The 20,539-nt window shown below is 39.9% G+C and carries 19 protein-coding genes; 9 read left to right on the top strand and 10 right to left on the bottom strand.

Features of this window, described 5'->3' with window-relative positions; all coding sequences use genetic code 11:
• Positions 1-2: 2 nt before the first annotated feature.
• The 4 genes from ACZ5L8_RS00785 to ACZ5L8_RS00770 all read right to left on the bottom strand — a co-directional run bounded on the left by ACZ5L8_RS00785 (position 3) and on the right by ACZ5L8_RS00770 (position 3,213).
• Positions 3-524, bottom strand: coding sequence for a DUF4136 domain-containing protein (locus ACZ5L8_RS00785; protein ID WP_464439030.1), 522 nt, complete (start codon positions 522-524; stop codon positions 3-5).
• A 63-nt stretch (positions 525-587) separates the two neighbouring features.
• Positions 588-1,598 (bottom strand): GTPase ObgE, encoded by a 1,011-nt coding sequence (obgE, locus tag ACZ5L8_RS00780; RefSeq protein WP_464439028.1) that lies wholly within the window; start codon positions 1,596-1,598, stop codon positions 588-590.
• A gap of 20 nt (positions 1,599-1,618) precedes the next feature.
• Complete coding sequence (locus ACZ5L8_RS00775) at positions 1,619-2,080, bottom strand: hypothetical protein (RefSeq protein WP_464439027.1); 462 nt, start codon at positions 2,078-2,080, stop codon at positions 1,619-1,621.
• A gap of 26 nt (positions 2,081-2,106) precedes the next feature.
• Positions 2,107-3,213, bottom strand: a complete 1,107-nt coding sequence (locus ACZ5L8_RS00770; RefSeq protein WP_464439026.1) for an adenylate kinase — start codon at positions 3,211-3,213, stop codon at positions 2,107-2,109.
• A gap of 162 nt (positions 3,214-3,375) precedes the next feature.
• Between ACZ5L8_RS00770 and ACZ5L8_RS00765 the strand changes: the two genes are divergently transcribed.
• The 4 genes from ACZ5L8_RS00765 to ACZ5L8_RS00750 all read left to right on the top strand — a co-directional run bounded on the left by ACZ5L8_RS00765 (position 3,376) and on the right by ACZ5L8_RS00750 (position 8,027).
• Positions 3,376-4,536 carry a 5-(carboxyamino)imidazole ribonucleotide synthase gene (locus ACZ5L8_RS00765; protein WP_464439025.1) on the top strand — a complete coding sequence of 387 codons (1,161 nt, stop codon included), beginning with the start codon at positions 3,376-3,378 and terminating at the stop codon, positions 4,534-4,536.
• A 5-nt stretch (positions 4,537-4,541) separates the two neighbouring features.
• Entirely contained in the window at positions 4,542-5,027 is a 486-nt protein-coding gene (purE, locus tag ACZ5L8_RS00760) for a 5-(carboxyamino)imidazole ribonucleotide mutase (RefSeq protein WP_462599388.1), read from the top strand.
• Between the two features lie 299 nt (positions 5,028-5,326).
• The gene (locus ACZ5L8_RS00755; protein ID WP_464439024.1) at positions 5,327-7,354 is read left to right on the top strand and encodes a M3 family metallopeptidase; all 2,028 of its coding nucleotides are present in this window, start codon (positions 5,327-5,329) and stop codon (positions 7,352-7,354) included.
• Between the two features lie 376 nt (positions 7,355-7,730).
• Positions 7,731-8,027, top strand: coding sequence for a GIY-YIG nuclease family protein (locus ACZ5L8_RS00750; protein WP_464439022.1), 297 nt, complete (start codon positions 7,731-7,733; stop codon positions 8,025-8,027).
• 244 nt (positions 8,028-8,271) lie between these two features.
• On the opposite strand, the gene ACZ5L8_RS00745 is transcribed toward ACZ5L8_RS00750, so the two are convergent.
• Complete coding sequence (locus ACZ5L8_RS00745) at positions 8,272-9,489, bottom strand: glycosyltransferase family 4 protein (protein WP_464439021.1); 1,218 nt, start codon at positions 9,487-9,489, stop codon at positions 8,272-8,274.
• Between the two features lie 145 nt (positions 9,490-9,634).
• Here ACZ5L8_RS00745 and ACZ5L8_RS00740 point away from each other — a divergent pair, with 145 nt between their 5' ends.
• The gene (locus ACZ5L8_RS00740) at positions 9,635-10,135 is read left to right on the top strand and encodes a GbsR/MarR family transcriptional regulator (protein ID WP_464439019.1); all 501 of its coding nucleotides are present in this window, start codon (positions 9,635-9,637) and stop codon (positions 10,133-10,135) included.
• A gap of 45 nt (positions 10,136-10,180) precedes the next feature.
• Positions 10,181-11,092 carry an SRPBCC family protein gene (locus ACZ5L8_RS00735; protein WP_464439018.1) on the top strand — a complete coding sequence of 304 codons (912 nt, stop codon included), beginning with the start codon at positions 10,181-10,183 and terminating at the stop codon, positions 11,090-11,092.
• Between the two features lie 54 nt (positions 11,093-11,146).
• On the opposite strand, the gene ACZ5L8_RS00730 is transcribed toward ACZ5L8_RS00735, so the two are convergent.
• Complete coding sequence (locus tag ACZ5L8_RS00730) at positions 11,147-11,584, bottom strand: DUF4468 domain-containing protein (RefSeq protein ID WP_464439017.1); 438 nt, start codon at positions 11,582-11,584, stop codon at positions 11,147-11,149.
• A 190-nt stretch (positions 11,585-11,774) separates the two neighbouring features.
• Complete coding sequence (gene gcvP / locus ACZ5L8_RS00725) at positions 11,775-14,624, bottom strand: aminomethyl-transferring glycine dehydrogenase (RefSeq protein WP_464439016.1); 2,850 nt, start codon at positions 14,622-14,624, stop codon at positions 11,775-11,777.
• Positions 14,625-14,748: 124 nt separating this feature from the next.
• On the opposite strand from gcvP, the gene ACZ5L8_RS00720 reads away from it, so the two are divergent.
• Positions 14,749-15,558, top strand: coding sequence for a UbiA prenyltransferase family protein (locus tag ACZ5L8_RS00720; RefSeq protein WP_464439015.1), 810 nt, complete (start codon positions 14,749-14,751; stop codon positions 15,556-15,558).
• Here the strand turns inward: ACZ5L8_RS00720 and ACZ5L8_RS00715 are convergent.
• Together ACZ5L8_RS00715 and ACZ5L8_RS00710 are read right to left on the bottom strand one after the other, a co-directional pair.
• Positions 15,539-15,793 carry a hypothetical protein gene (locus ACZ5L8_RS00715; protein WP_464439014.1) on the bottom strand — a complete coding sequence of 85 codons (255 nt, stop codon included), beginning with the start codon at positions 15,791-15,793 and terminating at the stop codon, positions 15,539-15,541. The genes ACZ5L8_RS00720 and ACZ5L8_RS00715 overlap by 20 nt on opposite strands.
• Positions 15,790-16,344 carry a sigma-70 family RNA polymerase sigma factor gene (locus ACZ5L8_RS00710; protein WP_462599398.1) on the bottom strand — a complete coding sequence of 185 codons (555 nt, stop codon included), beginning with the start codon at positions 16,342-16,344 and terminating at the stop codon, positions 15,790-15,792. Before ACZ5L8_RS00710 ends, ACZ5L8_RS00715 begins: the two co-directional genes overlap by 4 nt.
• A 126-nt stretch (positions 16,345-16,470) precedes the next feature.
• Between ACZ5L8_RS00710 and ACZ5L8_RS00705 the strand changes: the two genes are divergently transcribed.
• A complete protein-coding gene (locus ACZ5L8_RS00705) occupies positions 16,471-16,995 on the top strand; it encodes a methyltransferase (protein ID WP_464440892.1) in 525 nt (174 codons plus the stop codon).
• On the top strand, positions 16,992-17,837 hold the full coding sequence (locus ACZ5L8_RS00700) for a glycosyltransferase family 2 protein (protein ID WP_464439013.1): 846 nt from the start codon (positions 16,992-16,994) through the stop codon (positions 17,835-17,837). Before ACZ5L8_RS00705 ends, ACZ5L8_RS00700 begins: the two co-directional genes overlap by 4 nt.
• Here the strand turns inward: ACZ5L8_RS00700 and ACZ5L8_RS00695 are convergent.
• Entirely contained in the window at positions 17,834-20,536 is a 2,703-nt protein-coding gene (locus ACZ5L8_RS00695; protein WP_464439011.1) for a TonB-dependent receptor, read from the bottom strand. The genes ACZ5L8_RS00700 and ACZ5L8_RS00695 overlap by 4 nt on opposite strands.
• Between the last annotated feature and the right edge of the window lie 3 nt (positions 20,537-20,539).

Here is a 20,539-nt window from a genome sequence, read left to right as displayed (position 1 = left end):
ATTTAATCCGGCGGAAAGCCGCTGAAAATTTTGGTTGCAACCTTTGTAAAAAATGAAACCCGCTGCTCTGGAGTTGTGCTTTGTGGTAATGTACCAATGGCTTGTGCTTGCCAGATCAGTGCATCTTGTGCAGCGTCTACAACATCAAGTGTAATTTCCTGACGGTCTTTTACACCACCTATGGGAATTCCGCCGCCTACACCAACGCCTATTCCACCGCTGCCGCCACCTATGCCAATGCCAACGTTATTACCGGATCGTTCTTGATATTTTCTACTCATTACATTGATCAAAAAATCTGGATCATCGCTCAAAGTATATCCTCGCTCTTGCAAGATCGCATCAGTAGCATTCATGAGTCGGTTAAGGTCTAACTGACTCAAGCCACTTTGCATATCTGGCATGTAGTTATAGGTTTTTAAGGCATTAAAGTTTGCCTCCTCATCATAGTCGTAAGCAACCTTAACACCGCCGCAAGATGTTATGGCTGTCGCCAAAAGGATTAAAATCAAGATCTTTTTCATAGCATAGGTTTTCAACTAAAATAACTAAAAAACCTCAACGCTAGTCTAAATAAAGTCCTAAACCTAAGCCTGTTCTGATTTGTTGAGCATCTGCCAAAGCTTATCTTTTAGCTCTGTCAAACCTTGCTGCGCTACAGAAGAAATGAATAAATAAGGTAACGGTAACGACTTATCTAGCTCTGCTGTGAGTTCTTTTTTAAGCTCTTCATCAAGCATATCGCTTTTTGTGATAGCAATAAGTCTATCTTTATCTAACATCTCTGGATTGTACTTTTCCAGCTCATGTAACAAGATATTATACTGCGCAGCGATATCATCAGCATCTGCTGGAATCATAAACAGCAATGTAGAGTTACGCTCTATATGTCTTAAGAAACGATATCCAAGACCTTTACCCTCTGCTGCTCCTTCTATGATCCCAGGGATATCTGCGATCACAAAGGTTTTATAATCGCGATACTGCACAATACCTAGATTAGGCTTAAGTGTAGTAAATTCATAATTAGCGATCTTAGGTTTTGCCGCAGTAACGACAGAAAGTAAGGTAGATTTACCCGCATTAGGAAATCCTACAAGACCTACATCTGCAAGAACCTTAAGCTCCATGGTGATATTAACCTCTTCACCTGGCAAACCTGGCTGTGCATAACGTGGCGTCTGGTTAGTCGCAGATTTAAAATGATCGTTCCCTAGACCTCCTTTTCCGCCTTGAGCGATAATGATCTCTTTGTCACTTTCTGTGATCTCACCTATCACTTCATCTGTGTCTGTATTCTTGATCACAGTTCCTAACGGCACCTCAAGAATAACATCTTCACCATCAGCGCCGGTACTGGTTTGTTTACCACCATTAGCCCCGTGACCTGCTTTAATGTGACGTTTAAATTTTAAATGCAAAAGCGTCCACAATTGCGGATTAGCCTTCACGATAACATGACCTCCACGACCACCATCTCCTCCATCTGGCCCACCTTTTGCCACAAATTTCTCGCGGCGTAAGTGCGCACTTCCACCACCTCCTTTACCAGAGGTTACGTGCATTTTTACATAATCAACAAAATTCCCTTCAGTCATGTTTCAAACTATTCTTCAAATTATTTAACTCTTAGGTATTTCTCGATGTTAACCCTGTCAACATTGAGCTCTTCAACTTTTTCTATACCTCGAGTTATAAGGGTATCTCCCTTTATTTCAAATTGCATTTCAAATTTGTGTCCTTCCCACGCTCTGTAATTGCAGTAGTCCAGCGATTCTGTATAGGTGTTTTCTTTCACCGTGTATCTTCCGCCGCCAGCAACAAAAACAGCATTTGTAGAGTCTACACCTTTGTTAAGATCATGCCTTAAAAAAGAGAAATGCGTTTTATTAATGATCTTTATAAATTCTTGATCTTTTGTATAATCAGTAACGAGGCTGTCTTGACCTTCTACCGTCATACCTTGATACATTTTCCATGTACCTATAAGCAGAGATTTCTCCTTTTTTACAGCTGTTTCTTTTTGGCTACAGCCAAAACATAATAAACCTACAGCTAAGCAAAAAAGAAGAATTCTCATACGATCAATTTGCCTTTCGGCGAAAATTACAATGAATCGATCACTGTGCTCAATCGCTCAGTGATCTCTTCTATACTGCCGATACCGTCAACACCAAAATATTTATTCTGATCTTGATAGTAATCCTTTAAAATCGAAGTTTCTGTGTAATACACTTTGATACGATCTCTGATCACGCTCTCGTTAGCATCATCTGCGCGACCTGAAGTTTTACCACGCTCTAACAAACGCTGAACCAAAACTTCATCATCAACCTCAAGAGCGATCATCGCTGCAACTTGAGTTCCTTTTTCTTTAAGCAAAGTGTCTAAAGCCTCTGCCTGCGCAGTAGTTCTAGGAAAACCGTCAAAAATAAATCCATTTGCCTCTGGATTTTTATCTACTTCTGCGCTAAGCATATTGATAGTAACCTCATCTGGCACAAGGTTACCTTTATCCATATACGACTTTGCAAGTGTTCCTAGCTCAGTCGCATTTTTAATATTGTATCTAAAAACATCTCCGGTAGAGATATGCACAAGGTTGTAAGTTTCTTTAAGGATCGTAGCTTGTGTTCCTTTCCCAGCTCCCGGAGGGCCAAACAGAACCAAATTGGTCATTGTATTGTTTTTTAGTTTATATACTTCGTTAAGGTTACGCCCCAGACCATTATAATCCAGACCATAACCTACAATAAAATCATTTTCTATTTCCATGCCCACATAATGGATCTTGTACTCCTTTGAGTAGGCTTTTGGTTTAAAAAATAGCGATGCAATATGGCAACGCGCCACGCCGCTGTGCACTAAACTTGTGAGCAACGTTTCGATCGTGTTACCGCTATCTACCACATCTTCTATGATCACCACATGACGATCTTCTAGATCAACTTCTAGCGGCAGCTGCACCACAACTTCGCCAGTGGTCTCTGTACCATCATACGAGCTCAACTTCATGAATTCTACCTCACAATCTCCCGTAAAACGGCTTATCACCTCTGTCGCAAACTTAAACGCACCATTAAGAATCACCAGAAAAATAGGATTCTTATCTCCAAACTCTGCATTGATCTGCGCGGCCACCTTATCCACAGCTTCATTAAGCTGGTGCGTGTCCAGGTATTTTTCAAAATAAAGTTCGTGAAGTTTTATCATTGTTGCGCTATGGCGAAAAAAATCAGCGTCAAAGATACGAAAACCTTGCACATGAAAAGCTATCGGTTTTTTGCCTCTCGATTCGCTCATCTTACTGCAAAAAAGTAACTTTGTGCGATTGATGGGTATTATAAAATCAAGCCCTTACAAAGTCAAAAATTCATGACAGATTATTTTTCTTCAGATTTTAAATTAGGCATCCTAGGCGGAGGCCAACTGGGCAAAATGATGCTCTACGATACTCGAAAATTTGACATTCAAACATATGTGCTAGATCCTAGTGCAGACGCGCCTTGCCGCATGTCTTGCAACTATTTTGAAAAAGGATCCCTTACAGATTTTGATACGGTATACAACTTTGGTAAAAAAGTAGATCTGCTCACTTTTGAGATCGAGACCATCAACGTTGATGCTTTAGAGAAACTAGAAGCCGAAGGCACAAAAGTTTTCCCTAGTCCGCAAACGCTACGCGTAATTCAGGATAAAGGCAAGCAAAAAGAATTTTACAAAGAGAAAGATATTCCTACCGCTCCCTTTGAGCGATATAAAGATGTAGAAACGCTACGCAACGCGATCGCAGCAAAGCATCATACCTTCCCTTTTGTGTGGAAAAGCACAACAGGCGGCTATGATGGTAAAGGCGTTTCTGTGATCAAAAGCGCAGAAGATCTAGCAAATCTGCCAGATGTTCCTTGTATCGCTGAGGATATGATCCCGTTTAAAAACGAACTTGCAGTGATCGTAACCCGCACACCTAGTGGCGAGGTTAAAACCTATCCTGTGGTTGAGATGGAATTTCATCCAGAAGCAAACCAAGTAGAATATGTGATCTGCCCAGCGCGTATTGATGACGCTGTCGCAGAAAAAGCTCGCGCAGTTGCTCAAAAAGTCTCAGAATCTTTTGAACACGTAGGTTTACTTGCGGTTGAAATGTTTCAAACGCAAGATGATGATATTTTAGTAAACGAAGTTGCTCCTCGACCTCACAACAGCGGTCATTATAGCATTGAAGGAAGTTTCACAAACCAGTTTGAGCAACACCTTCGTGCGATTCTTGATCTGCCTCTTGGCGAAACAGAAAGCAAAGTAGGCGCTGTGATGGTAAATCTTGTGGGTGATGAAGATCATCAAGGCGATGTGCATTATGAGAACATCGAGAAGATCATGGCGATGAAGGGTGTTACACCACATATTTATGGAAAAAGGGAAACAAGACCTTTCCGTAAGATGGGCCACGTAACTATCGTAAATAGTGATTTGGCGGAAGCCAGAAAAATCGCCGAAGAAGTAAAAAAAGGAATCAAAGTAATTAGCAAAAAATAAAAAGAATGGTTGGGATTATAATGGGCAGTACCAGCGATATGCCAGTGATGCAAGCCGCGATAGATATTTTAAAAGATTTTGGCATCGAGACTGAAGTTGATATCGTCTCAGCACACCGCACGCCAGATAAACTTTTTGATTATGGCACACATGCACATGAGCGCGGCATTAAAGTGATCATCGCAGGCGCAGGCGGCGCGGCACATTTACCGGGTATGATCGCAAGCCTTTCGCCACTTCCTGTGGTGGGTGTTCCTGTAAAATCTCGCAATAGTATTGACGGTTGGGATTCTGTACTTTCTATTTTGCAAATGCCTGGCGGTGTTCCTGTGGCAACGGTTGCGCTAGATGGCGCTCAAAATGCCGGAATTCTTGCCGCTCAGATCATCGGCGCATCAGATGCTGATGTTCGTGATCGCATTTTAGCTTACAAACAAGGCCTTAAAGAAAAGGTGATCAAAGGCGCAGAAGAGGTGCGCAAAAAACAATAGAGCCGCGCTAAGCACGGCTCTTATGACGGACTCCGATTTTGATTACATTATTTATTAACCATTCTAAATATTATTAATCAAACACCCTCAACACCCGTCAATGTTGTGTATTCTTTACACAAAGATAACTTTAAATAATAGTTTGTCTTGCATTTTTAAGTCAGATTTCACGAGAACGTTATAAATCTCATAATGAATCTCGATTATTTCTGTTGATTTTTCGCTTAAAGCGAAATAAACAAAGACTTTATTAATTGAGACAAATTGATTTTCGCCTGCGCGGAAATAAAAAAACAGCTATGAAAGAAGAAAATGTATTGCTGAAGCCGTTTAACAACGAGCCTTTTGAACAAATAAAAACTGAAGATTATCAACCTGCGATCGAGGCAGCGATCGAAGAAGCACGCGCCGAAATTGATGCGATAACTAACGATACAGAAGAAGCAACTTTTGCAAATACTATTGAAAAACTTGATTATTCTGGCAGACAGTTAGAACGTGTTACAAGCATTTTCTTCAACCTCAACAGCGCCGAAACTAATGATGAAATCCAGAAAATCGCACAAGAAGTTTCGCCTAAACTTTCAGCGTTTTCTAATGATATCGCACTTAATGAAGCCTTGTTTGCCAGAGTAAAATCTGTTTATGATAAGCGCGAAACGCTTGATCTAAACACAGAACAAGCCACACTTCTTGACAAAAAATACAAAGGTTTTGCCCGCAACGGCGCCAATCTCCCCGAAGATAAAAAGGCACGCTTACGCGAAATCGACGCAGAACTTTCAAAACTTAAATTGAAGTTTGGTGAGAATGTACTTGCCGAAACTAATAAATACGAAATGCACCTTACTGATGAAGCAGATCTTGACGGCCTCCCAGAAGGTGAGAAAGAAGCTGCTGCTAGCACTGCTGCAGACCGCAATAAAGAAGGCTGGGTAATCACGCTTGAATATCCCAGCTACATTCCGTTTATGAAATATGCCAAGAATCGCGAACTGCGTAAAGAGCTTTCGATTGCCTTTGGTGCAAAAGGATTTCATGGCGACGAACTGGACAATCAGGAGAACATTTTAAAAATTGTAAACCTGCGCCACGAGCGTGCTCAGCTTCTAGGTTACGATTCTCATGCGCATTTTGTGCTTGAGGAGCGCATGGCAAAAACGCCGGATAACGTAGAGCGTTTTCTTGAAGATTTACTAGAAAAAGCTAAACCCGCTGCCGACCGTGAATTTGCGCAACTAGAGAATTTTGCAAAAGATCTGGACAACATCGACCGACTAGAAAAATGGGATTCTGCCTACTATTCTGAAAAGTTGAAGCAAAAGCTTTTTCAACTAGATGACGAGCAGTTAAAGCCCTATTTTAAACTAGAGAATGTCATCGATGGCGTTTTCGCTATAGCAAAAAAATTATACAATCTCAACTTCAAACAAGTGGACAATCTGGAAAAATACCATCCAGACGTACGCATGTATGAAGTAACCAATGACGCCGGCGAATTAGTATCCTTATTCTACGCAGATTTTCACCCGCGCCCCGGGAAACGTGGTGGCGCGTGGATGACGGTTTACAAAGGTCAGATGATTGAGAATGGCAAGAATGAGCGTCCTCATATTTCTAACGTCTGCAACTTCACCAAGCCGACAAAAACCAAGCCGTCGCTGCTTACTTTTAATGAGGTGACAACGCTGTTTCATGAATTTGGTCATGCTTTGCACGGGATGCTGGCAAACACGACATATCCCAGTCTTTCTGGCACTTCTGTGTATTGGGATTTTGTGGAGCTTCCTAGTCAGGTGTTAGAAAACTGGTGTTACGAGCCTGAGGCGTTAGCCCTTTTCGCGAAACATTATGAGACTGGAGAAATCATCCCGCAGGAGCTGATTGAAAAAATCAAAAAGGCAGCCAACTTCCAGGAAGGGATGCAAACCGTGCGTCAGTTGAGTTTCGGCTTATTAGATATGTCATGGCACGCCACAAACCCAGCTGGAATTGATAATGTAAAAACACACGAAACAGCAGCTTTTGAAAGCACTAAGTTGTATCCTGATGTTGCCGAAAATTGTATGAGCACGGCGTTTTCTCATATTTTTCAAGGTGGATATTCTTCAGGGTATTACTCGTATAAATGGGCCGAGGTTCTGGATGCAGATACCTTCGCTCACTTTAAAGACCACGGTATTTTCAACAAAACCATCGCACAGAGTTTTATGGAAAACGTGCTATCACAAGGCGGCACAGAAGACCCAATGGTTTTATACAAACGCTTCCGCGGAAAAGAACCTAATCCAGAAGCCTTGCTAAGACGTGCTGGGTTGATTGAGTAGGTCGCGTCACTTCGAGTAGAATTGCGGGACGATAGTGGAGCGATTTTGTATTGAGTTGTCACTTCGAGTGAAATCATGAAGCGCAGCGGAATGGTTTTGTATTGAGTTGTCACTTCGAGTGAAATCATGAAGCGCAGCGGAATGGTTTTGTATCGAGAAGCGACAAGCTCGTTTCACAAATTAAAAATTCTAACTAAATTGGTTCTCGATACGATTCTCCTCGCGTCGAATCACTCGAACTGACAATAACCTCAATTGTCACTTCGAGTAAAATTGCGAAACGATAGTGTAGCGATTTTGTATCGAGTTGTCACTTCGAGTGAAATCATGAAGCGACAGCGAAATGATTTTGTATCGAGAAGCTTATGTTAGAATTATGAAAGTCTACTCTGTATACATTTTAAAATGTGCTGATTCTTCTTATTACACAGGCATAACTTCAAATCTTTCAATTAGAATTGAAGAACACCATTCAGGAAAGTATCAAGATAGTTACACTTATTCTAGAAGACCTTTAACTCTCGTTTACTATTGCGATTTTACTAATCCTGAAATAGCAATTGCAAAAGAGAAACAAATTAAAAAATGGTCAAGGGCAAAAAAAGAAGCCTTAATTAATGGTGAATATGGTAAACTCCCAAATTTGGCTAAAAAGAAATTTGATAAGAAATAGCTCTCGATACGATTCTCCTCTTGTCGAATCACTCGAACTGACAATAACCTCAACTGTCACTTCAAGTAAAACTGCGAAACGATAGTGTAGCGATTTTGTATTAAATTGTCACTTCGAGTGAAATCATGAAGCACAGCGGAATGGTTTTGTATCGAGAAGCGTCAAGCACTTTTTACAAATTGAAAATCCTAACTAAATTAGTTCTCGATACGATCCTCCTTGCGTCGAATCACTCGAACTGACATCATTTATTCTTCTCCTCAATCCACTTCCCCATAAACTTTGCGGCTTGTAAAGATTGATGTTGTAGCATTGCTCCTGTGAAGTTTTGTTTTCGGTGGGAATTGAGGTTTGATTTATATTCTTGTATTGCTGCTATAAATCGTGGTTGCCACTTAGATTTTAAAAACCGCTGATTGATTATTTCAGTTGCATTTTGCTGTTTTTCTTGCCAAAGGTTTTTGTCGTTATACAATTGCGCTGCCGCAGAAATAAAATCGGTGATATCATCTTTTACATAACCATTAAATGGTAAATCACCGTGCATCCCTTCTGCACCGATGGATGTGGTTACGCTCGGAGCTCCTGTTTGCATGGCTTCTAGAAGTTTGCCTTTGAGTCCGGCACCAGTAAAAACAGGACACAATAACACTCGGGAATCCCCAATGGTTTCTAGCGCATCTTCCGCTCTACCTTCGATATAAAATTGGTCGTTGGGTTTGTGCAACTGATTCACTTTCGCGGAAGCGTAAGCACCGTAAATCTTAAGATTAGCGTCAGGAACTTGTTTTGATAATTCAGGCCAAATCTGCTCTTTTAAAAACCGTACGGCAAGCCAATTAGGCTCGTGAATAAAATTCCCGATAAAGACAAAATCCTTTCTATCATCAAAAGACTTCCAATTTTCTACTTCTGGCGCTTCGACCATAAAAGGCAGGTAGAGTAAAAGATTTTTAGGCACTTTAAAAAAACTATCCAGCAACTCCATCTCAAACTCTGAAATAATAAGCGTGAGGTCACAGCGATAAATACTGGCGATTTCGCGCTTTGCATGATCGTTATGCAAAAAAGCCTCGGTAAAAGTAGTTTTTGCCTTGAGCGCCGCTTCCCTACCCTTGCGCAGTCCGTGGAGATCCTCTGTATCTAAAATTCGTAATGCATCGGGACAATTCTCTGCCACGCGCCAACCGAATTGTTCCTCAACCATGAATCGGTCGAAAACCACGGCATCAGGATTCAAGGTTTTAATGAAGTTATCAAAACTGGAATCGTTCATTTTGATGTCGTGCTCGGTGATTTCAAAATCTGTGAGCGGTTGCGAATGCGCACTTTTCGCGGAAGCGCTACAAAAATGAACTTCCCAATTTTCTTGATAAAAAGCATCAAGCAGTTGCATCATGCGACTACCGGCCGCAGAAGATTTTGGCTCTGGCCAAACGTGACCGATGACGAGAATTTTCATGACACAAATATAGGTCAAAGTCTGACCGTCACCCTGAGTTTGATAACGGGTCTTTGCATAATATTCTGAACCAAAGTGAGAATTAATTCGTAAATTAGTTTCAATACTTTTTGAAAGTTTAAAATTTTATTCTTAAGTTTGAAACATGAAATTCAAAGAAGCAAAAGGTAAGTTTTTACAAACATGGGGCGCACTGGGTTCTCAATGGGGCGTGAACAAAACCATGGCGCAAATTCATGCGTTGCTGATGATTTCGGACGAGGCGCTTTCTATGGAAGATATTATGGAAGAGCTTCAAATCTCGCGTGGAAATGCGAGTATGAACCTTCGCGGATTGATTGACTGGGGAATTATTCATAAAGAATACAAGCCTGGGGAACGCCGGGAATATTTTAGAGCGGAGCAGGATATTGATGCGATGGCACGTAAAATCGCCATTGAGCGCAGTCGCCGTGAAATCAAGCCTGCAATTCAGGTTTTAAAGGAAGTTCAGGAAGTGGAAGGAAACAACGAGGAAGAGCTGAAATTTAAAGAAAAAACCAGCGAACTTTATGAGTTTGTTGCTAAAGCGGACACTATGCTTGAAAAAGTGGTGAATCAAAAAGAGAATTGGATCACTAAGACCATTCTTAAACTAATGAGGTAAAAAAATTTAGCTTTATATTTCAATATTTTCTGAAAGTTTTAAATTATGAAAACAAAATTCATATCTATTAGCATCACAATAATTATATCCTTCTTGTTAGGCTATCTGTCTATTTATCAATTTGAGTCTTATGGCTGGACAATATTTCTATTTCTACCCGTTCTTGTAGGTTTTATTCCATCTTACTTTTTAACCAAGAAAAGACAAGTTAGAAAATCTGAAGCGATACGAAGCGGCTTTCTTACCCTTGGATTAGCTTTATTGCTTCTAACAGCACTTGCCTTAGAAGGACTCATTTGTATTGCAATGGCTGCTCCGCTGTTAGCAGCACTTACATATCTTGGTGCACGTTTAGGCATTACTTTAGCCACTAAAAACCCAAAAGTCACAGGCACAGGAATCTTAATTCTTGCCGTTGGTTTTCTGAGTTTTGACAAGGCAAATCACAATCCTACATTAATCCCCGTGACCACATCCGTAGAAATCGATGCGCCGATTGAAAAAGTTTGGAATAACATCATAACATTTGATTCAATTGCAGAACCAGATGAATGGATATTTAAGACTGGAATTTCATATCCTACACACGCCACAATTGATGGCAAAGGAGTTGGTGCCATACGCTACTGCAACTTCACAACGGGAAGTTTTGTAGAGCCTATCACCACTTGGAATGAACCAAATCTTTTGCAGTTTGATGTTATAGAGCAACCCACACCTATGAATGAATACAATCCTCTTTGGGACATTCATCCTCCGCATCTTGATGGCTATTTTGCTTCTCAAAAAGGCCAATTCAAATTAGAGAAAATCAATGATTCAAAAACTAAATTGATAGGAACGACCTGGTATTATGTTGACATACAACCCGAATTTTACTGGTCGCTTTGGTCTGATTATATCATTCACAAAATACACCTTAGAGCCTTAAACCATATAAAACATAAAAGTGAGTAAAACTAAAAACCCCGCATCAAGCGGGGTTTTGTTCTTTTGGCTTTAAGCCAAAATCTATTTCATTGCATTTTCAAAATCTGTTATCAGTGCTTGTAGATCTTGTTTAGCTTGTGCTTCTGGATAACTCATACCCTCGTAAGTACCTTCGGTTTGACCGGTGATACTGCCGTATGGCTGCGGAGTCAAAGTGATGATTGCTGAATTTGTATTTACCCTAACCGCAACGAGGGTGTACACATTCAATGAGTTATAGGGATTGGACAATGTCTTCAATTTATAACGTCCCGTCAATTGGCCATCATCAGCATTTTGTACTTGGATTGTAGAATCATCATCTGCAAACTTACTGGTCATCCATGCATTTGCCTTGCTGTAAAGATCAGCCTTTGAGCCTTGTAAATCTAATGTTTCCTCCACGGGAGAAATGGTAACAGCATCAGTTTTATAGGTTCCGCATGAGACAGCAACAATTGCTATCAGTATAAAAATCAATTTTTTCATAGTAGTTAGAGTTATCTAAATGTCGCTTTAGACATATCAATTTCTCAAAATTACCAGAAGAAGTCGTTAAGTTTTGATAAGGGAACGCTAAAGAGATATTAATTCGTTTGCATAAAAAAACCCTGCGTAGTGCAGGGTTTCTTGTTTTATTTATTTGGCTTAAAGCCAAAACACTTCTCCATTAAGCGTCCATATATTCTTCGATAGGCGCACATGTACAGATCAAGTTTCTATCTCCATACGCATCATCTACACGGCGCACAGTAGGCCAAAATTTATTCTTAGCCACATACTCTAGCGGATAAGCTGCTTGCTGTCTTGTGTACGGAAGCGTCCACTCGTCAGCTGTGATCAAGTGCATAGTGTGCGGTGCATTTTTAAGCACGTTGTTCTCGTCTTCAGCACTTGCAGCATCAATTTCCTTACGAATGTTCAACATCGCGTCACAAAAACGGTCTAGCTCTGCTTTGCTCTCACTCTCTGTAGGCTCTATCATCATCGTTCCATTCACCGGGAAAGAAACCGTAGGCGCGTGAAAACCGTAATCGATAAGGCGTTTTGCGATGTCCACAACTTCGATTCCGTTTACTTTAAATGGTCTACAGTCTACGATCATCTCGTGAGCTGCACGTCCCTTTTCACCAGTGTACAACACATTAAACGCTCCGTTAAGACGTTCTTTGATATAGTTTGCGTTTAAGATCGCAGCCTCGGTAGATTGTTTTAAACCTTCTGCACCAAGCATCTTGATATATGCATAAGAAATCAAGCAAACCAATGAAGAACCCCATGGCGCCGCAGAGATCGCAGTAATGGCTTTTTCTCCACCAGTCTTAATAACTGGGTTTCCTGGAAGGAAAGGTACCAACTGCTCTGCTACACAAATAGGACCAACACCTGGACCACCACCTCCGTGAGGAATAGCAAAAGTTTTATGCAAGTTTAAGTGACAAACATCTGCCCCAATTTTTCCAGGATTGGTCAAACCAACTTGAGCGTTCATGTTTGCACCGTCCATATACACTTGGCCACCATTATCATGGATGATTCCGGTAATTTCTTGTATTGCGCTCTCGTAAACTCCGTGTGTAGAAGGATACGTGATCATTACCGCAGCAAGATTATCTTTGTGTTTTTCAGCCTTTTCACGCAGGTCTTCCACATCGATGTTTCCTTTTTCGGTACTCTTTGTAACAACAACTTGCATACCCGCCATCACAGCACTCGCAGGGTTTGTACCATGCGCAGAAGATGGGATCAAGCAAATATTTCTATGACCTTCTCCTCTACTCTCATGATATGCTTTGATAACCATCAAACCAGCATATTCACCCTGAGCACCAGAGTTAGGCTGTAAAGAAGTACCCGCAAAACCAGTAATTTCGGTAAGTTGGTCTTCTAATTTTTTCAATACTTCCTGATAACCACCGGCTTGCTCAAGCGGTGCAAATGGGTGAATATTTCCCCAACGCGCATCGCTCAACGGAAGCATTTCTGCAGCAGCGTTAAGCTTCATTGTACAAGAACCTAACGAGATCATACTGTGATTTAATGAAAGGTCTTTGCGCTCTAAACGCTTGATGTAACGCATCAATTCTGTTTCAGAATGATACTTGCTAAACACCTCATTTGTCAAATATTCGGTTTGACGTTGTAGGCTTTCAGGAATAGTAGTTTCTTCAACAAGTGCTTCGATATTACCAGCTTCTTTACCGGTAACATCAGCAAAAATTGAAAGTATAGTATTTAAATCCTCAATGCTCGTAGTTTCGTTCAATGCGATAGAAACCGTGTTTGCATCAGGATAATGGAAGTTTATCTTTTTCGCGGAAGCGGAAGCAACAACCTGCGCCACATCAGCTTTTACTCTAATGGTGTCAAAGTAGCCCGCATTAAGTTGCACTAAGCCCATTTTTTCTAAGGCTTGCGCCAAAGTTACTGCGCTACGATGCACTTTTTCAGCGATGTAATTAAGTCCTTTTGGCCCGTGATATACAGCATACATTCCCGCCATTACCGCCAGTAAAACCTGAGCGGTACAAATGTTAGAAGTTGCCTTGTCACGCTTAATGTGCTGCTCACGAGTTTGCAGCGCCATACGCAATGCACGGTTACCATCTCTATCTTTTGTAACCCCAATAATTCTACCAGGAATGTTACGCTTGTATTCTTCGCGTGTTGCGAAATATGCAGCGTGAGGACCACCATATCCTAGCGGAATTCCAAAACGTTGTGTAGTTCCCACAACAACATCAGCTCCTAGTTTTCCTGGAGCTTCAAGAAGCACAAGACTTAAAATATCTGCGGCGACAGCAACTTTAATTCCTGCTTCGTGAGATTTTGAAATAAAATCAGAGAAATCTGTTACCTCACCAGTAACTGAAGGATACTGCACTAACGCCCCGAAGAACTCTGTAGAGAAATCAAATTCTGCTGGATTACCAACTACAAGCTCAATTCCTACTGGATTACTTCTTGTTTTAAGTAAAGAAAGTGTTTGTGGAAATACGTTTTCATCCACAAAGAATTTTGAAACGTCATCCTTCTTTTGCTTACGGTCGCGCACAGCGGCAAGCAACGTCATTGCTTCTGCAGCAGCAGTAGCTTCATCAAGAAGAGAAGCATTTGCAAGTTCCATCCCGGTAAGATCGCTCACCATGGTCTGGAAATTTAATAAAGCTTCTAGACGACCTTGTGCGATCTCAGCTTGATATGGCGTGTAAGCCGTGTACCAACCCGGATTCTCAAGGATATTTCTTTGTATCACGGCTGGCAATTTACCTTCGTGATATCCTAGACCTATGAAAGATCTAAAAACCTTGTTCTTATCAGCAAGTCCGTTAATATGACTTGAATACTGATATTCGCTCATCGCAGGCTCGAGGTCCAGCGGTTTTTGCAACCTGATACCATCAGGCAGCGTTTCATAGATCAACTGATCCATATTCTCAACGCCAACGGCCTTGAGCATTTCTTTTCTATCATCTTCTGAAAGGCCAATATGGCGTAGGGAAAACACATCTGTCCTCATAGCTAAAAAGCGGTTTTTAAGAATGGCGCAAAAGTATGAAACCGCTATTGATTTTTAAACGCTGTAACCGCCAACTTTTTAAACATTCTGCGGGGTTATCAACAGTTTAGAATACTTTTGTTTTATGAAGTTCGCTAAAAGGCTTTTTGACTTTTATATTAACAGCAGTATTCATGTTGCGCTTGCTGTGGTTTCACTCGTTTTCGTGACGCTTTATGAGTTTGAACTGCCCGTAGATCTTAAGCTTATCGGGTTTTTATTTTTTGGTACGATCACTGGGTACAACTTTGTAAAATATGCCGGTATTGCGGGTTTACATCATCGCAGTTTAGCAGGATCGCTGCGTGTGATACAGAGTTTTTCGGCGATTTGCTTTGCTGTGTGGCTGTTTATCATTCTAGAAATGCACTACACTTTTTGGTTAGCTTGCATTCCTTTAGGATTACTCACTTTGCTTTATGCGGTACCATTTTTACCAAGACACAAAAATTTAAGAGCAGTTCCTTCTATTAAGATCTTTATCATCGCTGCCGTATGGAGTGGCGCTACGGTTTATTTACCTCTGGCATTTTTTGATTTTGATTGGAATGCAGCCGTAGTTATTGAACTATTTCAGCGGTTTTTGCTTACGCTTATTTTGATCTTGCCTTTTGAGATAAGAGATCTAGAATTTGATTCTAAGAATTTAGGAACATTGCCGCAGATCTTTGGCATAAAAAAAACCCAGATCGTGGGTTATAGTTTTGTGGTGCTGTATGTAGTGCTTCAGTATTTTCAGGAAACTCGTGTTCACTGGCCTTCTGCACTGGTTTTGATGAGCCTTTGTGTCGCGGCTATTTTCTTTTCGCGGAAGCGTCAAAAAAAATATTACGCCTCGTTCTGGGTTGAGGGAATCCCGATCGCGTGGTGGTTGCTTACTTTGCTTCTTGATTAAGTTCGCGAGCGATCTCTTGCTTTAAACGCTCCTTACAACCACAGGTATTTTTGCTACAAAGGTTACTCTCGTCAATGAGTTTTGTGAGTTTTTGGTTCTTTTCAGAATGCGTTTTGCAGCTACGGCACATATAGAAATGCCAACGCAGACGCATTTTCTCAAACCAACTCGCCTCTTCGTATTGCGCCTTATCACAACAGGCACAAGCATCTTTACAGTTAAAAAATAGTTTCATTCTGATAACCAATTTTGTTCTAGACATTCCGCCAGGGCCGTTCTTGCCCGGTGGATGATCACCCACAGGTTAGACGGTGTTATATCTAGTTCTTTACAAATAAGTTCAGTTTCTTGTCCTTCTATCGTTTTGCGTATGAAGACCTCAGCCTGCTTTTCGGGCAATTTCTCAATACATTTTAAAATCGCCGCGCCCAGCTCTTCATTCTCAATCTCATCCTCAGCATTGCGCTCTCGCAAATCTGCCACGCGCTCTTCTAACCAGTCGCCGCTAGACTCATCATCATTATAATCCATATGCACTTCTGCCTGACCTTTTTTACTATTCTGGCGGCGATAATGATCTATGATCTTACGCTTTAAAATAGAGATCAACCATGTGCGCTCGCTTGCCTGCCCCTTAAAATTCTTCATAGATTTTAGGGCCGCAAGAAAGGTTTCAGAAATCAGATCTTCAGCAACTTCACGATCATTTACCTTAACGATAGTGTAGTTAAAAAGATAATCTGAATATCTATCCACCCATTTTGTAGGGTCGAGTTTCTCTGCCATGGCATGGTTAGTAATGGGCGGTAAAAATACAAGATTAAACCCAATCTCAAATATAAACCTGCAACCATAAGTAAATCCTTATTTTTGTGCTTCAATTTTTCGCTTTTGCGAAATAAACTACGCCACGTGTACGAAGAGATCTATCCCGATAAACGGTTTAAGCTTACGCTAGAGTTTTTGCAAAAACACATCAAAATAGATGAAAAGATCTTAGATCTAGGAGTTGAAAATCCGTTAAGCAAGCTGATGAAAAAGTCAGGATACACCGTTGAAAACACAACCGGTGAAGATCTGGATTTTAATACCGCTGCCGCGAAAAACACTACTGCGACCGTGCTGACAGCCTTTGAGATCTTTGAGCATTTGCTCTCGCCTATTTCGGTTTTAAAAGATGCCTCTACTGAAAAACTCGTTGCGAGTATCCCTCTTAAATTATGGTTCTCGCCTGCTTACCGCAGCAAAACAGACAAGTGGGATAGACATTACCATGAATTTGAAGATTGGCAATTTGACTGGCTTTTAGAAAAAGCAGGATGGGAAATTAAAGACAGTATTAAGTTTACACATCCCGCAAAAAAGTTAGGTTTTAGACCTTTACTACGCTTTTTCACACCGCGTTATTATCTCGTTTACGCCGAAAGAACATCTTGAGAATTTCTATAATCATACCGGCTTTTAACGAGGAAGAATTTATCAGTCTTACTCTGCAATCTCTTGTAGAGCAAACTTTGCCCGCAACCGAAATTATTGTAGTAGACGACAATAGCACAGATGCAACTGCGGAGATCGTAAGTCGTTTTGGCCAAAGCCATAAAAATATAAAACTGTTCACTAAGCGATCTTCACCAGAGCATTTGCCAGGTGGTAAGGTTGTGCAGGCTTTTAATTATGGCCTGCAGCATGCGCAGGAATTTGACATCATTTGCAAGTTTGATGCAGACTTGATCTTCCCTGAGGATTATCTAGAAGTAGTTGCTGCAACCTTTCGTGAAAACGAAAAAACAGGTATGGCTGGCGGCTTTTGCACCATTGAAAAAGAAGGAAAATGGGTTGTTGAGAATCTAACGAACAAAGACCACATAAGAGGCGCTTTAAAAGCATATCGCTCAGCTTGTTTTAAAGACATCGGCGGATTGCGAGAGGCGATGGGTTGGGATACCGTAGATGAATTGCTGGCGCAATATCACGATTGGCATGTGCAAACTTTACCTGAACTAGAAGTAAAACACCTCAAACCCACCGGAAAAACTTACACTAAAGCAGCAAAATACAAGCAAGGCCAGGCATTTTACAGTTTGCGTTATGGATTGTTGCTAACGGCTATTGCTTCGGCAAAATTGGCATCAAAAAAAGGTAACCCATCATTTTTCATGGATTACCTTTCTGGATATTTTAAAGCTCAAAAAAATCAAACGGATTTTCTGGTAAACGCAGAAGAAGGAAAATTTATCCGCTCACTGCGCTGGAAGAAAATACGTGAGAAGTTGTTTTAAAAAAACCACTCTACTCTTATAAGTGCCATAATCCCCTTTAATTGATAAGAACTAGCAAAGTATTGATGTTTATCAATCGCATAAACTTGATACTTTTTTACGTTAAATATATTATTAACTGACAATCCTAGATCCAGACTGTTTTTCTTTATCGCATAGTTGGCATTAAAATCACAGAACAGGTATTGTAATACAGGCTGCTCACTTTGCTCTGTATAACTATGCACAAAATCTACTCTTGCATCCCAAGATTTCTTTGATTTATACATCAATTCAAAAGTTTGATCTACTGATACGGTTTTAAAATCATAAGAATTTATGTTATCTCTATTCACAACTGTATAATTGAAACTTAGGTTTGGCTTATACTGTATTTTGAATAACGAAAAGAAACTCTTGCTAAAGCTGGAGGAAAAAGAAAGCACATCATTATTTACAGGCACCAGAGCTTCATTTATAAACCCATTTGAAATAGAGTGATCATATTGAATTCTTAAGCTAAGTGCATTATTAATAGCAAACACATATTTGCTTAGACCTAAATCAAATTTATAATTGTAGCTATCATTTTCAATGGGCAAGGAAATTACGGTTTGACCATCTGCGTCAATATCATAACTTAATATAGCGTTTGTACTAAGATGTTCATATGAGGCTCTTGCATTAAGAAAAAACAAAGACACAGCTTTTTCTAAATTATATGTAATTCCAAAGGAGTTTTGCTTAGTCTCAAAAAGATCTGCTTCATTTTTTATTAATGAACGATAATCTCTTAATATTGAACCCCGATAAATCTGAGCTATATTCCCAAATTTTTTATCAAAAGAATAATTCGCAGAAAGGTGCTCTTCTGGTGTTATCTGATATTTAAAACTCAAATTAGGATTGAACAAAAAATCGCGCTTATGCTTATTAAGGCTATTTGAAAGATCATCGTAAGAAATATTTTGAAAAATTAAAGGCAGATCTAGTGAAGCTTTTACTTTGTTCAGCAGTAATTGAAATCTAGGCTTAAAATATAATTGCTGACGCAGCCATTGCAGTCTATTCCCTGAATCTTGATTATATTCTTGATATTGATCTCCATTTCTAAACCGCAAGTCGCTATTGAGCATTTGATCTTCAAATAAGTATCCCAGTTCATATTGCTGTTTAAAATGCGCCCCACTTTTTAAATATGACACGTATGCATTTGAATAAAATGTAGGAGAGTTCAATGACTGATCCACTTGCTCATTCATCCCTTCAAAATCTGAAATTTTAGAATTATATCCATCACCCAGAAGAAGAGATTTTTCATCCCTCTTATACGAAGTGAACCAGCGTAGTTCTACAACTCCGTCAGACCCAATGGACGGAATCCAATTAAAATCATTTGAAAATCGAATCGCATCTTCATAAAGATATTGATCAAAGTTTTGTTTATTAGATTGTATTAAAGCATTGCTTTGATTATCATCAACATCTAGAACAAATTTATTTTGCAAAAAATTTGAATCCTTATTGTTTACTACTGTAAATGCTCCTGTAAATATTTTGGGGTTTTGGGTTAATTCTTGATTTTCAGAAAAAGAAATAGTGTCTCCCGCGGTGAAATTAGCAATATAACTATTGTATTCTAATATGTTTCTATCTGCAAAAGCTTGCAGGTTGATCTTGAGTTGCAAACCATTGTCCGTTGTGTAAAGATCATTTAAGTTGATCACTTTAGAGGCATTTCTGTAGTATGTGCTTTTTGGTAAATTTGGTGGCCCCACGGTTCCAAGAGATAGGTTAACCGCACCTGGATTCACACTAATATCTGATCTTAAATTCGAATTACCCAATTGTTTAAAATCCTCTTGATAATCTACCGCTGCGTTATTTATTGCAACGGTATTCAACATCTTTATTCTTTTATTCAAAAGAATAGGTGTTAACGAAACATCGTAGAGATCAGGAACACCCAAAGCGAGATCTGCATGAGTATTTAAACTCATACTATTCTCGTCTTTGAGCAATAGGTTCATTGCCGTGCTATTAGTCAAAATTTTATCCTGAAGAACGTTTATCGGCTGGTGATTACGTATTATATCAACGCCTATAATATCTTCTTTTCTAATCGCTCGTGTTGCCAGACCGTATTTCCCATCCATAAGATCATCACCATGAATATACAAGTTAGAGATCCTACTACCATTGTAAAAAATTGTTCCATCGTCATCCACCTGTACACCAGGCATACGCTCAAGAACATCTCCTATACTTCGATCTTCAGTTTTTTGAAAGCTTGTAACTCTGTATCGTATAGTATCTCCATTACGTTTTACAACAGGCCTATTCTTGATTACGATTTCATTAAGTGCTGTTTCATCTTCTTCTAATGAAAAATCATAAATATACCGCTCCTTTTTGATTAGCAGATAAGCAGGTTTAAAGCCTAGATAGTTAACCTCAAGCAGGAGATTTTTTCCATCTTTAAGAGCATCTAACCTCAATGAATAAACCCCTTTCTCATTTGATGACGTATAGGCAATAATATTAGACAAGCTATCAACGGCAACAACACTTGCGCGCGCTAACACATTATTATTTGCATCCGTAATTACTCCCGTTAAAACAATTTCTTGTGCACATAACGCTTTCGCGAAAAGCGTAAACACAAGTAAAAGCAAAAATCTATGCTCTTTAAAATCGTAATGTTTATGATTGGCACGCAAATA

The organism is Leeuwenhoekiella obamensis, assembly GCF_055391795.1.
This window is presented reverse-complemented; position numbering and strand designations above follow the sequence as displayed.

Excerpts from the sequence above, each read along its gene's own strand:
- ACZ5L8_RS00785 (WP_464439030.1), bottom strand. The coding sequence starts at position 524 with ATGAAAAAGATCTTGATTTTAATCCTTTTGGCGACAGCCATAACATCT.
- obgE (WP_464439028.1), bottom strand. The coding sequence starts at position 1,598 with ATGACTGAAGGGAATTTTGTTGATTATGTAAAAATGCACGTAACCTCT.
- ACZ5L8_RS00775 (WP_464439027.1), bottom strand. The coding sequence starts at position 2,080 with ATGAGAATTCTTCTTTTTTGCTTAGCTGTAGGTTTATTATGTTTTGGC.
- ACZ5L8_RS00770 (WP_464439026.1), bottom strand. The coding sequence starts at position 3,213 with ATGATAAAACTTCACGAACTTTATTTTGAAAAATACCTGGACACGCAC.
- ACZ5L8_RS00765 (WP_464439025.1), top strand. The coding sequence starts at position 3,376 with ATGACAGATTATTTTTCTTCAGATTTTAAATTAGGCATCCTAGGCGGA.
- purE (WP_462599388.1), top strand. The coding sequence starts at position 4,542 with ATGGTTGGGATTATAATGGGCAGTACCAGCGATATGCCAGTGATGCAA.
- ACZ5L8_RS00755 (WP_464439024.1), top strand. The coding sequence starts at position 5,327 with ATGAAAGAAGAAAATGTATTGCTGAAGCCGTTTAACAACGAGCCTTTT.
- ACZ5L8_RS00750 (WP_464439022.1), top strand. The coding sequence starts at position 7,731 with ATGAAAGTCTACTCTGTATACATTTTAAAATGTGCTGATTCTTCTTAT.
- ACZ5L8_RS00745 (WP_464439021.1), bottom strand. The coding sequence starts at position 9,489 with ATGAAAATTCTCGTCATCGGTCACGTTTGGCCAGAGCCAAAATCTTCT.
- ACZ5L8_RS00740 (WP_464439019.1), top strand. The coding sequence starts at position 9,635 with ATGAAATTCAAAGAAGCAAAAGGTAAGTTTTTACAAACATGGGGCGCA.
- ACZ5L8_RS00735 (WP_464439018.1), top strand. The coding sequence starts at position 10,181 with ATGAAAACAAAATTCATATCTATTAGCATCACAATAATTATATCCTTC.
- gcvP (WP_464439016.1), bottom strand. The coding sequence starts at position 14,624 with ATGAGGACAGATGTGTTTTCCCTACGCCATATTGGCCTTTCAGAAGAT.
- ACZ5L8_RS00720 (WP_464439015.1), top strand. The coding sequence starts at position 14,749 with ATGAAGTTCGCTAAAAGGCTTTTTGACTTTTATATTAACAGCAGTATT.
- ACZ5L8_RS00715 (WP_464439014.1), bottom strand. The coding sequence starts at position 15,793 with ATGAAACTATTTTTTAACTGTAAAGATGCTTGTGCCTGTTGTGATAAG.
- ACZ5L8_RS00710 (WP_462599398.1), bottom strand. The coding sequence starts at position 16,344 with ATGGCAGAGAAACTCGACCCTACAAAATGGGTGGATAGATATTCAGAT.